Source organism: Cellulomonas edaphi (assembly GCF_030362815.1).
GTDB classification, from domain to species: Bacteria; Actinomycetota; Actinomycetes; order Actinomycetales; family Cellulomonadaceae; genus Cellulomonas; species Cellulomonas edaphi.
In genome coordinates, this window is sequence record NZ_JAUCGR010000002.1 from 109570 (window position 1) to 124480 (window position 14911).

Here is a 14911-nt window from a genome sequence, read left to right on the forward strand (position 1 = left end):
TGGCCGCCTCGACGGGACGGAGGCCGACCATGACCGAACCCACGCCCGGACGAGAGCTTCAGCGCGAGCTCGCGGTGCTCGCTGCCAAGAACGAGCGACTCAGCGACGCGCTGGTGGCCGCACGCGAGCAGATCATCGAGCTCAAGCGCCAGGTCGACGACCTCGCCAAGCCCCCCGGCACCTACGCCACCTTCCTCGCCTCGCGACCGGACGGGTCGGTCGACATCGTCTCGGCGGGTCGCAAGATGCACGTCGGCGCGAGCCCGACCCTCGACGTCGACCGCCTGCGCCCCGGCCAGGAGGTCATGCTCAACGAGGCCCTGACGGTGGTGGAGGCCGGCGGCTACGAGAAGGTCGGCGAGATCGTCACCATCAAGGAGATGCTGGACGACGAGCGTGCGCTCGTGGTGGGCCGCGGCGACGAGGAGCGCGTGGTCCGGTTCGCCGGGCAGGTGCGTGACGGCGCCGCCCGCGTCGGCGACGCGCTGACCATCGACTCGCGCAGCGGCTTCGTGTTCGAGGTGATCCCGCGCGCCGAGGTCGAGGACCTGGTGCTCGAAGAGGTGCCGGACATCCAGTACGAGGACATCGGCGGTCTGGGCCCGCAGATCGAGGCGATCCGCGACGCGGTCGAGCTGCCGTTCCTGCACCCGGAGCTGTTCCGCGAGCACGGCCTCAAGCCGCCCAAGGGCGTGCTCCTGTACGGCCCTCCCGGGTGCGGCAAGACGCTCATCGCCAAGGCCGTCGCGCACTCGCTGGCCGCGACGGCCGCCGTGGCGCGCGGGGACGACACGGCGGACGTCCGCAGCTTCTTCCTCAACGTCAAGGGACCTGAGCTGCTCAACAAGTACGTAGGGGAGACCGAGCGGCACATCCGGCTGATCTTCGCCCGCGCACGGGAGAAGGCCTCGCAGGGACATCCCGTGGTGGTGTTCTTCGACGAGATGGAGTCGCTGTTCCGCACGCGCGGCACGGGCGTGTCCAGCGATGTCGAGACGACGATCGTTCCCCAGCTGCTCGCCGAGATCGACGGCGTCGAGCGGCTCGAGAACGTCATCGTCATCGGTGCCTCGAACCGCGAGGACATGATCGACCCGGCCATCCTTCGTCCCGGCAGGCTCGACGTGAAGATCAAGATCGAGCGGCCCGACGCCGAGGGCGCCCGCGAGATCTTCGGCAAGTACCTGACCCCGGACCTGCCCATCCACGGTGACGACCTGGCGGAGAACGGCGGCTCGGCGGCGGCAGCGGTCGAGGCGATGGTGACGCGCGTCGTCGAGCGGATGTACACCGAGAGCGAGGAGAACCGGTTCCTCGAGGTGACCTACGCCAGCGGCGACAAGGAGATCCTGTACTTCAAGGACTTCAACTCCGGCGCGATGATCCAGAACGTCGTGGACCGGGCCAAGAAGTCGGCGATCAAGGACCTGCTCTCGACCGGCCAGCGCGGGATCCGCGTCGAGCACCTGCTCACCGCGTGCGTGGACGAGTTCAAGGAGAACGAGGACCTGCCCAACACCACCAACCCGGACGACTGGGCGCGCATCTCCGGCAAGAAGGGGGAGCGCATCGTGTTCATCCGCACGATCGTCCAGGGCAAGAAGGGCACCGAGGGCTCCCGCACCATCGAGAACGTGACGAGCACGGGGCAGTACCTCTAGCCGGGCTCGCGCGCGCGGAGCGCTGGTTCTGCCGCGAGCTCACGCACCGCACGGGCGGGCGTCCGGTCGTCCACCGGACGCCCGGCCCGCCGTGTGCGCGGTGCGGCCTAGGGTGAAGGCGTGACCGTGCGCCGCGTGATGGGGATCGAGACCGAGTACGGCATCCTCCAGCCCGGACGGCCCATGGCGAACCCCATGCTGCTGTCGAGCCACGTCGTGGCCGTGCACGCCGCGGCGCGGGAGGGCGCCCGCGCCAAGGCGCGGTGGGACTACGACGACGAGGACCCTCTGCACGACGCGCGCGGCTTCCGCCTGCAGCGCGCGGCCGCCCATCCGTCCCTGCTGACGGACGACCCGGACAGGCCGGCACCCTCCGGGGACGGTCCGCAGGAGCTCGAGCGGCCCGCCGTCGAGGAGTACGAGGACCCGGGCGCGGCCAACGTCATCCTCACCAACGGCGCCCGTCTGTACGTCGACCACGCGCACCCGGAGTACTCCTCGCCGGAGGTCACCAACCCGCTGGACGCGGTGCGCTGGGACCGCGCGGGGGAGCAGGTGATGCTCGCGTCGGTGCGCACGCTGATGTCGAGCCCCGCGCTGCCGGACGTCACGCTCTACAAGAACAACGTGGACGGCAAGGGCGCCACCTACGGCACGCACGAGAACTACCTCGTGGACCGTGCCGTGCCGTTCGGCGACCTCGCCGCACGGCTCATCCCGTTCTTCGTCTCGCGTCAGGTGTTCACCGGCGCCGGCCGGGTGGGCCTCGGGCAGCGCGGCGAGCACGCGGGGTTCCAGCTCTCCCAGCGGGCCGACTACGTGGAGGCCGAGATCGGGCTGGAGACCACCCTGCGCCGCCCGCTGGTCAACACGCGCGACGAGCCGCACGCCGACCCGGCCCGCTGGCGCCGGCTGCACGTGATCGTCGGCGACGCGACGATGCTCGAGGTGGCCACGTACCTGCGGCTAGGCACCGCGTCGCTGGTGCTGTGGCTCATCGAGCGGGCCGTCGCCGAGGGCGGTGCCGGTGGAGCGCTCGGCGCCATCGACCGGCTGACGCTGCGCGACCCCGTGCAGGCGACGCGCCTGGTGAGCCACGACCTGACCCTGACCACCAGGCTCGAGCTGGCCGACGGCCGGTACCTGACCGCGCTCGAGATCCAGCGCACCTACCTCGACGCCGTGCGGTCCGCGCTCGCCCACGTCGGCGACCCGCTCGACGACCAGACGAGCGACGTGCTGGACCGCTGGGAGTCCCTCCTGGACCGGCTGGCCGTCGACCCCGCCTCGTGCGCACGCGAGGTCGAGTGGCTGGCCAAGCTCCGCCTGCTGGAGGGCATGCGCCGCCGCGACCACCTCGCGTGGGACCACCCCCGCCTGGCCGCGGTCGACCTGCAGTGGTCCGACCTGCGGCCCGAGCGAGGGCTCTACCACCGGCTCGTGGCCGCGGGTGCGGTCGAGCTGCTCGTCACGCCGCAGGAGGTCGACGACGCCGTGGTGCACCCGCCGCAGGACACGCGGGCGTACTTCCGCGGCGAGGCGGTGGCCCGGTACGGCGCCGAGATCTCGGCCGCGTCCTGGGACTCGGTGGTGTTCGACGTCCCCGGCGCCGCGACCCTGCAGCGCGTGCCCATGCGCGACCCGCTGCGCGGCACGCACGCGCACGTCGGCGCCCTGCTGGCCGCGAGCCCCGACGCCGCGACCCTGCTGGCGGCATTGGGCGGCTGACGGTCCACGCGGTCCACGACGGGCCGCCCGTCCCGGGTCTGTCGCCGGATGGGCCTAGGGTGGTGACCAGCAGGTCCGTGGGCGACATCAGGAGGTCATGATGGCTGGTCAGGAACGTGTGCACACGCGTCGGGACGACGAGGAGCCGGGCGACGACGCCACCCCCACGCCCGTCGCGCCCGCGGCGCAGGCCCGTGACGCCGAGGTGGACGCCCTGCTCGACGAGATCGACGACGTGCTCGAGTCGAACGCTGAGCAGTTCGTGCGCGGCTTCGTCCAGAAGGGCGGTCAGTGAGCGCCGATGACGCATCCTGACCCCACGGCGTCCGGGCGGCTCCCGTACGCCTTCACCACCCCGGGCTCGTCCTCGTTCGTCGACTTCCTCGCGTCGCACGCGCCCACCCTGCTCCCCGGCAACCGGCCGGTGCCCGTGGGCGACGTGCAGGCGCCGCACGGCACCACGATCGTCGCGCTCGCGTTCGACGGCGGCATCGTCATGGCGGGCGACCGGCGCGCCACCATGGGCTCGATGATCGCGAGCCGCGAGATCGAGAAGGTGTTCCCGGCGGACGAGTACTCCGCCGTCGGGATCGCCGGCACCGCCGGGCTGGCGGTGGAGCTCGTGCGGCTGTTCCAGCTCGAGCTCGAGCACTACGAGAAGATCGAGGGGAGCCTGCTCTCGCTCGACGGCAAGGCCAACCGCCTCGCGACGATGATCCGCGGCAACCTCGGGCTCGCGATGCAGGGTCTGGCCGTGGTGCCCCTGTTCGGCGGCTTCGACCTCGACCGGCGCACGGGCCGCATCTTCTCCTACGACGTCACCGGCGGCCGCTACGAGGAGCACGACCACCACGCGGTCGGCTCCGGATCCGTGTTCGCGCGCGGCTCGCTCAAGAAGCTGTGGCGCCCGGGCCTGGACGCCGCCGAGGCCGTCCGGGTGGCGGTCGAGGCGCTCGTTGACGCGGCGGACGACGACTCCGCCACGGGCGGGCCGGACAGCACGCGGCGCATCTGGCCGGTCGTGGCCACGGTGACCGAGGCGGGCTACCTGCGCGTCTCGCAGGACGAGCTCGCGGGTGTGGCCGCAGCCTCGGAGGAGCGGCGCCGCGTGACGCACACGGACCGTGGGGGTGCCCGATGAGCATGCCGTTCTACGTCTCGCCCGAGCAGCTGATGAAGGACCGGGCGGACTACGCGCGCAAGGGCATCGCGCGCGGCCGCTCGGTGGTGGTGCTGCAGTACGACGACGGGATCGCGTTCGCGACCGAGAACGCGTCGCGCGCCCTGCACAAGGTCTCGGAGATTTACGACCGGATCGCCTTCGCCGCCGTGGGGAAGTACAACGAGTTCGAGAACCTGCGCGTCGCGGGCGTGCGGTACGCCGACCTGCGGGGCTACTCCTACGACCGCGTCGACGTCACGGCCCGAGGCCTCGCCAACGCCTACGCCCAGACGCTCGGCACGGTGTTCACCACCGAGTCCAAGCCGCTCGAGGTGGAGCTCGTGGTCGCCGAGGTGGGCCACGTGCCCGACGGAGACCAGATCTACCGGCTCGCCTACGACGGGTCGGTCACCGACGAGCACGGATGGGTGGTGATGGGCGGCCAGGCCGACCGCCTCGACTCGGTGGTGAGCGCCGGCTGGAGCCCCGGGATGACCCTGCCGGCGGTGCTCGGCCTGGCCGTGGCGGCGCTCGGCACCCCGGCGGACGAGGGCGGGACGCAGCGCGAGATCCCGGCCGCGCAGCTGGAGGTCGCGGTGCTCGACCGCACGCGCCCGCGGCGCACGTTCCGGCGGCTGTCCGGCCCGCTGCTGGAGGACCTGCTGCAGGCGTGAACCGGTGGCGTGCGGCCGGGACGGCAGGGCACCACCGCTCCGGGGCCGACGAGGGTGGAGTGAGGCGAGGGACATGGACAGGCGGATCTTCGGACTGGAGACCGAGTACGGCGTGACCTGCGCGTCCGACGACGGTCGCGGGCTGTCGGCCGACGAGGTGGCGCGGTACCTGTTCCGCAAGGTGGTGGCCTGGGGCCGGTCGTCGAACGTGTTCCTGCGCAACGGCTCGCGGCTGTACCTCGACGTCGGCTCGCACCCCGAGTACGCGACGGCCGAGTGCGACGACGTGCGGCAGCTCATCACCCACGACCGCGCGGGCGAGCGGATCCTGGAGGGGCTCGTCGCCGACGCCCAGCAGCGCCTCGAGCACGAGGGTCTGCCCGGAACCATCCACCTGTTCAAGAACAACACCGACTCGGCGGGCAACTCCTACGGCTGCCACGAGAACTACCTGGTGCGCCGGCAGGGGGACTTCGGGCGGCTCTCGGACGTCCTCGTCCCGTTCCTCATCACCCGGCAGATCCTCACCGGCGCCGGGAAGGTGCTCACGACACCCCGCGGCGCCGTGTACTGCCTGTCCCAGCGGGCGGACCACATCTGGGAGGCCGTCTCGAGCGCGACCACCCGGTCGCGACCCATCATCAACACGCGCGACGAGCCGCATGCCGACGCGGAGCACTTCCGGCGCCTGCACGTCATCGTCGGCGACTCCTCGATGGCCGAGCCCACCACGATGCTCAAGGTCGGTGCCACCGACCTGGTGCTGCGCATGATCGAGGCGGGCGTGCCCATGCGGGAGACGACGCTCGAGAACCCCATCCGTGCGATCCGCGAGATCAGCCACGACATGACGGGCAAGCACCCGATCACCATGGCCAACGGCCGCACCGCGACGGCGATCGAGCTGCAGGAGGAGTACCTGGGCCGCGTCGTGGACTTCGTCGACGCCCACGGCGGCCCCACGCCCGAGGTCAAGCAGGTGCTCGACCTGTGGGAGCGCGGACTGACCGCCCTCGCGACGGGGGACCTGTCCCTGGTCGAGCGCGAGCTCGACTGGGTGATCAAGTACCGGCTCATCGAGCGCTACCGGGCGAAGCACGGCCTGGAGCTGTCCGACGTGCGCGTGCAGCGCCTCGACCTGGCCTACCACGACATCTCCCGCACCGAGGGTCTGTACAACCTGCTCGCGGCACGGGGGCTCGTGGAGCGGCTCACGCACGACGTCGAGATCTTCGAGGCGACCGCGGTGCCGCCTCAGACCACGCGCGCCAAGTTGCGCGGCGACTTCGTGCGGGCGGCCCAGGAGGCCCGGCGCGACTACACGGTGGACTGGGTGCACCTCAAGCTCAACGACCAGGCGCAGCGCACGGTGCTGTGCAAGGACCCGTTCCGCAGCGTCGACGACCGGGTGGAGCGGCTCATCGAGTCGATGTGACGGCGGCCGCGGGCGAGACGCGCTGGCCGGCGCCCCAGGTCGGGGTCGTACAGTGTCCCGCGCGGAGGGCCCTCGGGTCCCGCCGAGCCGCGGTCAGCGGCGGACTCCACCGACGGGAAGGGACGACGTGCGACGACTGCAGGGCGCGCTCGCGCTCGTGCTGGCGACCACGCTCAGCCTGGCCGGGTGCACCGACGACGCCGCACCGCCGCCCGACGTCACCGTCTCGGGCGTGTCCGGCGTCGCGCCGACGATCACCTACCTCACGCCCCTCGAGGTGGACTCCACCACGCGCGAGCAGATCTGGACCGGCACGGGCGACGAGGTGGTGGAGGACAAGCCCGTGCTGCTCGACTACTGGATCGAGGACGCCACCGACGCGAGCCTCGTCAAGGAGAGCTACTCGACCACGCCGGTCGCCCGCGTCATGACCCGCGCGGACCTGGGGTCCGACCTCTACGCGACCCTGACGGGCCAGCGCGCAGGTGCGCGGGTGCTCCAGGTGAGCCCGGGCACGAGCACGGGCGCCGACAACGACCCCACGGTGACCGTGGTCGACGTGCTGCCGGTGCGCGCCAGCGGCACGCACGTGCCGCCGCGTGCGGACCTGCCTGCGGTGACGCTCGCGCCCGACGGCGCGCCGTCGATCAAGCCGACGGGCAAGGCGCCCCCCACCGACCTGGTCACGCAGCCGCTGATCCGCGGCACGGGGGCGCAGGTCACCGCGACCGACACGATCACCGTGCAGTACACGGGCTTCTCCTGGAAGTCGGGCGAGGCGTTCGACACCACGTGGACGCAGGGCATGCCGGTCTCGTTCTCGCTGCAGGACGTGCCGACGTGGGCCGAGGGCCTCGTCGACCAGCCCGCCGGGAGCCAGGTCATGCTCGTGGTGCCGCCCACCTACGCGCTCGGCGCGACGGCGAGCAAGGCGCTCTCGGGGCAGACCGTGGTGTTCGTCATCGACATCCTTTCCACCCGGACCCCTCAGGGAGCGGACTCGTGAGCCTCGCACTGCGTGTGATCCCGTGCCTCGACGTCGACGCGGGCCGCGTCGTCAAGGGCGTCAACTTCGAGAACCTCCGCGACGCCGGGGACCCCGTGGAGCTGGCGCACCGGTACGACGCGGAGGGCGCCGACGAGCTGACCTTCCTGGACGTGTCCGCCTCCTCCGGCAACCGGGCCACCACGTACGAGGTGGTGCGCCGCACGGCCGAGGAGGTGTTCGTGCCCCTGACCGTCGGCGGCGGCGTGCGTACCGCGGAGGACGTCGACCTGCTGCTGCGGGCCGGCGCCGACAAGGTGGGCGTCAACACCGCGGCGATCGCACGGCCGGAGCTGATCGCCGAGGTCGCTCACCGCTTCGGGAGCCAGGTGCTGGTGCTGTCGGTCGACGCCCGGCGCGTCACGGGCGAGACGCGCACCGACTCGGGGTACGAGGTCACCACGCACGGCGGCCGGCGCGGCACGGGCATCGACGCCGTGGCGTGGGCTGCGAAGGCCGCGCAGCTCGGGGCGGGCGAGATCCTGCTCAACTCGATGGACGCCGACGGCACCAAGGACGGCTTCGACCTCGAGATGCTGCGCGACGTCCGCGCCGAGGTGTCCGTGCCGTTGATCGCCAGCGGCGGAGCCGGAACGGCCGAGCACTTCGTCGCGGCCGCGAGGGCCGGGGCCGACGCCGTGCTCGCCGCGAGCGTGTTCCACTTCGGCGAGCTGACCGTCGCCGACGTCAAGGACGCGCTGCGCGCCGACGGCATCACCGTCCGCTGAGGCGTTCGGCGATCAGGCGGGCAGCCGGGCGCCCAGCACGCTGACGTCCGCGGGGTCGCCCTCGAGCCGGACGTCGCTCGCGGCCCCGCGACCGAGGGCCCACAGGACGAGCTCGGGGACCGCGCCACGCACGACGACGGTGCCGTGGTCGCCGCGCGGCTTGCGCGCGCGGGTGCGGACCCCGTCGTCGCGCACGAGGACCACGCCCACGGGCAGACGTCGCAGCCGCATGCCACCGGAACGCAGCAGCTGCTCCCAGAGCGCCTCGACGAGCGGGGGGTCGAGCTGCCGGGCCGGGACCGGACCGGAGCCGCGCCGCACGTCCTCGCCGTGCACGAACAGCTCGACGAGGTTGGCCAGGTCGCCGCCCAGGGCGACGGGGTTCCACCGGGACGGTCCCGCGGCGACGCGGTCGACGAGCTCGCGATAGCCGGCCTCGCTGCGTGCGGTGTCGGCGAGCGCCGCGATCGCGGACTCCGCGCGGGAGGCCAGCCCCGGCACCACGAGCGCCGCGGGGACGGTGGCCGACGACTCGCGCAGCACCACGTGCGCGGCGACGTGGCGGGCCTGCCACCCCTCGCACAGGGTGGGTGCCTCCGGGGAGACCTCCCGGAGAGCATCGGCCAGCTGCGCGCGCAGGAGCGGGTGCCAGGTCACCCGAGCATGCTCGCACGACCGCGGCCGGGCCGTGTGGGCAACGCGTGAGACGATGACGACTTCCCCTGCTCCACCCGCTCGAAGGAACGACGTCGTGCCTGCTCGCGCCCCGAACGTCCCCCACCCCGCCGCGCTGCAGGGCTCCACCGGCATGCGCGGGGTCCGGCTCGTCGGGCGGGCGCTGCGCTCGCACCCGTGGGTGTACACGGCGGCCATCGGCGTCTCCGCGGTCTTCGGTGTCGCCACGGTCGCGGTGAGCCGGGTGCTCGGGTGGGCCACGGACCAGGTGGTGGTGCCCGCGCTCGAGGGCGACCAGGCGGCGCGCGACCGCATCTGGCAGGCCGGGCTGGTCATGATCGCCGTGGCGGTCACTCTCGCCGTGTCGGTGGCCCTGCGCCGCATCCTCGCGGGCCTCGGCTTCTCCCTGGTCCAGGAGGACCACCGGCTCGCGGTCACCCGTCAGTACCTGCGCCTGCCGCTGTCGTGGCACCGGCGCCATCCCGCGGGTCAGCTGCTGTCCAACGCGGGGGCCGACGTCGAGGCGGCGACCACGGTCCTCAACCCGCTGCCGTTCGCGCTGGGTGTGCTGGCGATGATCTTCGTGGCGGCCTTCCAGCTGTTCCGCACGGACGTCTACCTCGCGATCGCGGCCCTCGCGGCGCTGCCGCTGACCCTCGTGGCGAACCTCGTGTTCCAGAAGTACATGTCGCCCGCCATCACCCGCGCGCAGCAGCTGCGTGCCGAGGTGGCGGACATCGCGCACGAGAGCTTCGAGGGTGCGGTGCTGGTCAAGTCGCTGGGCACGGAGGACCGCGAGGAGCAGCGCTTCGCCGCGCGCGCGTCCCAGCTGGCCGCGGCCAACGTACGCGTCGGCATCGTGCGTGCGTTCTTCGATCCCGTCATCGAGCTGCTGCCGAGCCTCGGCACGCTCGCCGTGCTGGTGGTCGGCACCGCGCGCGTCATCCACGGCGACATCGACACGGGCGACGTGGTGGGCGCGGCCTACCTGCTCACCCTGCTCGCGTTCCCGGTGCGCGCCTTCGGGTGGGTGCTCGGTGACATGCCCCGCGCCCTGGTGGGTCACGACCGCATCGCCCGCGTGCTGGACGCGCGCGCCGACCTTCCCCCGGGGGACCGCCGCTGGTCCCCGACGGGGGCCGGTGCCCGCGTCGAGCTCGACGGCGTGACGCGCACCGTGCCGACGCCGGAGGGGGAGGTCGCTCTGGTGCGGGACGCCCACCTCGAGGTGGCCGCAGGCACCACGGTCGCCGTCGTCGGTTCGACGGGCGCGGGAAAGACGAGCTTGGTCGCGCTCGTCGCGCGGCTCGCCGACCCGAGCGCCGGCGTCGTGCGGATCGACGGGCTCGACGTGCGCGAGGTGCTCCCGGCGGACCTGTCCGCGCACGTCGCGTTCGTGGCGCAGTCGACCTTCGTCTTCGAGGACACGGTCCGCGGCAACGTCTCGCTCGCCGACGAGGGCGACGTCGGGGCACCCACGGACGACGAGGTGTGGGAGGCGCTGCGCCTGGCGCGCGTCGACGACGTGGTGCGCGCGCTGCCCGGCGGCCTCGACGCGCCGCTCGGCGAGCGGGGGGCCAACCTGTCGGGCGGTCAGCGCCAGCGGCTGGCCCTCGCACGGGCGCTCGTGCGGCGGCCCAAGGTGCTCGTGCTCGACGACGCGACCTCGGCGGTGGATCCCCGGATCGAGCAGCAGATCCTCACCGGGCTGCGCGGGGAGGCCGGCGCGCCCACGGTGCTGCTGGTCGCCTACCGGATGTCCTCCGTGCTGCTCGCCGACGAGGTGGTGCACATCGAGGGCGGCCGCATCGTCGACCGTGGCTCGCACGCCGAGCTGCTCGCCCGCGACGAGGGCTACCGCGAGCTGGCGACCGCGTACGAGCAGGAGTCGGACCGGCGCGCGGCCGAGGCCGCCGACGAGGCCGCCGCGGAGATGGGGGTCGCGCGATGAGCGAGCACCGGATGGCACCCGCGAGCACCCTGGGCGTGCTCGCCACCCTGCGCCGCGGGACGGAGGTCTCGCCGCAGCTGCTGCACGGGCTCGCGGTGACCGTGCTGCTCGCGGTGCTCGCCGCGGTGGGGCGCGTGGTGGTCCCGATCGCCGTGCAGCAGACCGTCGACACCGGGATCCTCGCGCCGGGCGGCCCCGACCTCGAGCGCGTGGTCTGGCTGGCGTCGGCGGCGACGGTCGTGCTCCTGGTCGGCGCGGTGTGCTCGGCATACGTCAACGTGCGGCTCTTCCGGGCCAGCGAGGCCGGCCTGCTCGAGCTGCGCACGCGCGCGTTCCGGCACGTGCACGACCTGTCGGTGCTCACCCAGAACACCGAGCGGCGTGGGTCGCTGGTCTCGCGCGTGACCTCCGACGTCGACACCATCTCGCTGTTCGTCCAGTGGGGCGGCATCATGCTGCTCGTCTCCGGGCTGCAGATCCTGGTCGCCACGGTGCTCATGGCCGTCTACGCGTGGCAGCTCGCGCTGCTGGTCTGGCTTTGCTTCGTGCCCTTGGTGGTCGTCCTGCAGCCGCTGCAGAAGCGGGTCAACGCGCGCTACACGCTGGTGCGCGAGCGCTACGGCGCGATGCTGGGTGCGGTCTCCGAGGCCGTGGTGGGCGCGGAGACCATCCGTGCCTACGGCGTCGCCGACCGCTCCCAGCGGCGCATCGACGCCAGCATCACGGGAACGCGCGGCGCGATGGTCCGGGCGCAGAACCTGGTCGCCACCGTGTTCGCGTCGGGCGTGCTCGTCGCCAACACGGTGCTGGCGGTCGTGATCGTCGCGGGCACCTACCTCGGGGTCACGGGCGAGGTGAGCGCCGGCCAGCTGCTCGCGTTCCTGTTCCTGGTCCAGCTGTTCACCGGGCCGGTCCAGATGGCGACCGAGGTGCTCAACGAGCTGCAGAACGCCATCGCGGGCTGGCGTCGCGTGCTCGGGGTCATCGAGACGCCGGTGACGGTCGTCGACGCGGGCGAGTCGGGCGTGCCGTCGCCGCGCGGGCCCGCCGGCGTCCGGCTGGAGGGCGTCGACTTCTCCTACCCGGACGGCCCGACCGTGCTGCGTGGCGTGCACCTGCACGTCCCGGCCGGCTCGTCGGTGGCCGTGGTCGGCGCGACCGGCTCGGGCAAGACGACGATCGCCCGGCTCGTCGCGCGGTTCATGGACCCCTCGTCGGGCCGCGTGCTGCTGGACGGTGACGACCTGCGCGACGTGCCGCTCGCGACGCTGCGCGAGCGCGTGGTGCTGGTGCCCCAGGAGGGCTTCCTGTTCGACGGCACGCTCGGCGAGAACATGGCGTACGGGCTGCGCGACGGGCCGGTCGACGACGCTCTCGACCAGCGGGCGCTCGTGCGCGAGGCCGTGGACGCGCTCGGTCTCGACGGCTGGGTCGGCGAGCTCGGCGCGGGGCTCGACACCCCGGTGGGCCAGCGCGGCGAGTCGCTGTCGGCGGGGGAGCGGCAGCTGGTCGCGCTCGTGCGTGCCTACCTCGCGAGCCCCGACCTGCTGCTGCTCGACGAGGCCACCTCCGCGGTCGACCCGGCGACCGAGGTCCGGATCGCGCGCGCGCTCGCCTCGCTCACGCGGGGCCGCACGACGCTGACGATCGCGCACCGGCTCTCCACGGCGGAGGCGGCCGACGCGGTCGTCGTGGTGGATGCGGGCGTCGTGGTCGAGCACGGCCACCACGACGAGCTCGTCGCGCTGGACGGGGTGTACGCCTCGATGCATCGGGCGTGGGTGTCACAGACCCGCTGACGCCGGAGGCGGCTGCGAGCAGCGACGGACGGTGCCGTCGGCGCGCGTCGCCGCGTGGCAGGATCGGCACGTGCCTGAGCTCGACACCCCCCTGGATCCCGCCGTCGCAGCGCGCCTCAAGCGCGACGAGAACGGCCTCGTCGCTGCCGTCGTGCAGCAGCACGACTCGCTCGAGGTGCTCATGCTCGGCTGGATGGACGACGAGGCCCTGCGCCGCACGCTCACCACGGGCCGCGTGACCTTCTGGAGCCGCTCCCGCCAGGAGTACTGGCGCAAGGGCGACACTTCCGGGCACCGGCAGTACGTGCGAGCCGTCAGCCTGGACTGCGACGGGGACGCGCTGCTCGTCTCGGTCGACCAGGTGGGGGCGGCGTGCCACACGGGCGCACGCACCTGCTTCGAGGCCGGCGGGCCGCTTCCCGCCGTCGTCGGCGACCGCGAGACCAGCACGGGGGGATCGGCATGAGCTCCACCACCGCACGGCCGACCGAGCGGTCCACCCAGCAGGTGCCCGAGGTCACCGTCCCGTGGGGCGCGACGTGGCCCTCGCTCGAGGACTTCCGCGCGCTGGCGACCGACCGGCGCGTGATCCCCGTCGTCCGCCGGCTGCTTGCGGACGACACGACGCCCGTGGGGCTGTACCGGACGCTCGCGGCCGGGCGGCCGGGCACGTTCATCCTGGAGTCGGCCGAGTCCGACGGGACGTGGGGCCGCTACTCGTTCGTGGGCGTGCACGCACGCGCGACGCTCGGCGTGCGCGACGGCCGGGCGGTCTGGACGGGCGACGTGCCCGTGGGCGTGCCCGCCGAGGGAGACGTGCTGGACGTGCTCGGCGGGACCCTCGACGTGCTGCGCACCCCGGCCGTCCCCGGGCTGCCGCCGCTCACGGGCGGTCTCGTCGGCGCGCTCGGCTGGGACGTGGTGCACCACTGGGAGCCGACCCTGCCGCGCAAGGCGCCCGAGGAGCTCGACGTCCCCGAGCTCACGCTGCTGCTCGCCACCGACCTCGCCGTGGTCGACCATCACGACGGCTCGGTGTGGCTAGTCGCCAACGCGATCAACTTCGACGACACCGACGCGCGCGTCGACGAGGCCCACGCGGACGCCGTCGCCAGGCTGGACGCGATGCAGGCCGCCCTGCTCCGCCCGGCCGACCCGGGCGTCGCGGTGCTCGTCGACGAGCCCGAGCCGGAGCTGCGCTTCCGGTCGGCGCGCGAGGAGTTCGAGCAGCAGGTCCGGCTGGGCAAGGAGGCGATCCGCGACGGCGAGGTCTTCCAGGTGGTGATCTCGCAGCGCCTCGACCTGGACTGCCCGGCCGACCCGCTCGACGTCTACCGCGTGCTGCGCACCATCAACCCGAGCCCGTACATGTACTACGTGCAGCTGCAGGACCCGGACGGCCGCGACTTCGCCGTGGTGGGCTCCAGCCCCGAGACGCTGGTGAAGGTCTCGGACGGGCGCGTCACGACGTTCCCCATCGCCGGTTCGCGGCCGCGCGGCGCGACCCCGGAGGAGGACCGCGCCCTCGCCGACGAGGTGCTGGCGGATCCCAAGGAGCGCGCCGAGCACATCATGCTCGTCGACCTGTCGCGCAACGACCTGGTCAAGGTCTGCGAGCCGAGCAGCGTCGAGGTCGTCGACTTCATGGCGATCAGCCGCTACTCGCACATCATGCACATCACGTCGACGGTCGTCGGCCAGCTGCGCCCCGGCGCCACCGCGCTGCAGACGCTCACGGCGACGTTCCCCGCGGGGACGCTGTCGGGAGCGCCCAAGCCGCGCGCCATTGCGCTGATCGACGAGCTGGAGCCCGCCCGCCGCGGCATCTACGGCGGCACCGTGGGCTACTTCGACTTCGCCGGGGACATGGACATGGCGATCGCGATCCGGACCGCCCTCATCCGTGAGGGCCGCGCGAGCGTCCAGGCGGGTGGCGGCATCGTCGCGGACTCGGTGCCCGCGCTGGAGTACGAGGAGTCGCGCAACAAGGCCGCCGCGGCCGTGCGCGCCGTGCAGATCGCCTCGCGGCTGCGCCGCGCGGGGGCGTGACGAG

General features: G+C 73.1%; 13 protein-coding genes. 12 read left to right on the forward strand and 1 reads right to left on the reverse strand.

All coding sequences use genetic code 11. The features are described from left to right. Positions 1-29 precede the first annotated feature (29 nt). From arc to hisF, 8 genes are all read left to right on the forward strand, one after another. Positions 30-1661 carry a proteasome ATPase gene (gene arc, locus QRT05_RS06715; protein ID WP_289446264.1) on the forward strand — a complete coding sequence of 544 codons (1632 nt, stop codon included), beginning with the start codon at positions 30-32 and terminating at the stop codon, positions 1659-1661. A gap of 120 nt (positions 1662-1781) precedes the next feature. Further along, positions 1782-3389 (forward strand): depupylase/deamidase Dop, encoded by a 1608-nt coding sequence (dop, locus tag QRT05_RS06720; RefSeq protein ID WP_289446265.1) that lies wholly within the window; start codon positions 1782-1784, stop codon positions 3387-3389. 100 nt (positions 3390-3489) lie between these two features. Further along, positions 3490-3684 (forward strand): ubiquitin-like protein Pup, encoded by a 195-nt coding sequence (locus QRT05_RS06725; RefSeq protein WP_289446266.1) that lies wholly within the window; start codon positions 3490-3492, stop codon positions 3682-3684. Between the two features lie 6 nt (positions 3685-3690). Further along, entirely contained in the window at positions 3691-4530 is an 840-nt protein-coding gene (prcB, locus tag QRT05_RS06730) for a proteasome subunit beta (RefSeq protein WP_289446267.1), read from the forward strand. Continuing rightward, positions 4527-5225, forward strand: a complete 699-nt coding sequence (gene prcA, locus QRT05_RS06735) for a proteasome subunit alpha (RefSeq protein WP_289446268.1) — start codon at positions 4527-4529, stop codon at positions 5223-5225. The genes prcB and prcA overlap by 4 nt, the downstream gene beginning before the upstream one ends. 73 nt (positions 5226-5298) lie before the next feature. Beyond that, positions 5299-6660, forward strand: a complete 1362-nt coding sequence (gene pafA / locus QRT05_RS06740) for a Pup--protein ligase (protein WP_289446270.1) — start codon at positions 5299-5301, stop codon at positions 6658-6660. A gap of 127 nt (positions 6661-6787) precedes the next feature. Then, positions 6788-7666 (forward strand): FKBP-type peptidyl-prolyl cis-trans isomerase, encoded by an 879-nt coding sequence (locus QRT05_RS06745; RefSeq protein WP_289446271.1) that lies wholly within the window; start codon positions 6788-6790, stop codon positions 7664-7666. Then, positions 7663-8433: an imidazole glycerol phosphate synthase subunit HisF gene (hisF, locus tag QRT05_RS06750; RefSeq protein WP_289446272.1), complete on the forward strand. Its 771-nt coding sequence runs from the start codon at positions 7663-7665 to the stop codon at positions 8431-8433. Before QRT05_RS06745 ends, hisF begins: the two co-directional genes overlap by 4 nt. Before the next feature lie 12 nt (positions 8434-8445). Here hisF and QRT05_RS06755 read toward each other — a convergent pair whose 3' ends face one another. Beyond that, positions 8446-9090: a TIGR03085 family metal-binding protein gene (locus tag QRT05_RS06755; protein ID WP_289446273.1), complete on the reverse strand. Its 645-nt coding sequence runs from the start codon at positions 9088-9090 to the stop codon at positions 8446-8448. Positions 9091-9241: 151 nt separating this feature from the next. Here QRT05_RS06755 and QRT05_RS06760 point away from each other — a divergent pair, with 151 nt between their 5' ends. The 4 genes from QRT05_RS06760 to QRT05_RS06775 all read left to right on the forward strand — a co-directional run bounded on the left by QRT05_RS06760 (position 9242) and on the right by QRT05_RS06775 (position 14907). Continuing rightward, positions 9242-11059 (forward strand): ABC transporter ATP-binding protein, encoded by a 1818-nt coding sequence (locus QRT05_RS06760; RefSeq protein WP_289447371.1) that lies wholly within the window; start codon positions 9242-9244, stop codon positions 11057-11059. Beyond that, a complete protein-coding gene (locus QRT05_RS06765; protein ID WP_289446274.1) occupies positions 11056-12858 on the forward strand; it encodes an ABC transporter ATP-binding protein in 1803 nt (600 codons plus the stop codon). Before QRT05_RS06760 ends, QRT05_RS06765 begins: the two co-directional genes overlap by 4 nt. A 70-nt stretch (positions 12859-12928) precedes the next feature. Further along, positions 12929-13324, forward strand: a complete 396-nt coding sequence (gene hisI / locus QRT05_RS06770) for a phosphoribosyl-AMP cyclohydrolase (protein ID WP_289446275.1) — start codon at positions 12929-12931, stop codon at positions 13322-13324. Continuing rightward, a complete protein-coding gene (locus tag QRT05_RS06775) occupies positions 13321-14907 on the forward strand; it encodes an anthranilate synthase component I (RefSeq protein WP_289446277.1) in 1587 nt (528 codons plus the stop codon). The genes hisI and QRT05_RS06775 overlap by 4 nt, the downstream gene beginning before the upstream one ends. Positions 14908-14911: the final 4 nt, after the last annotated feature.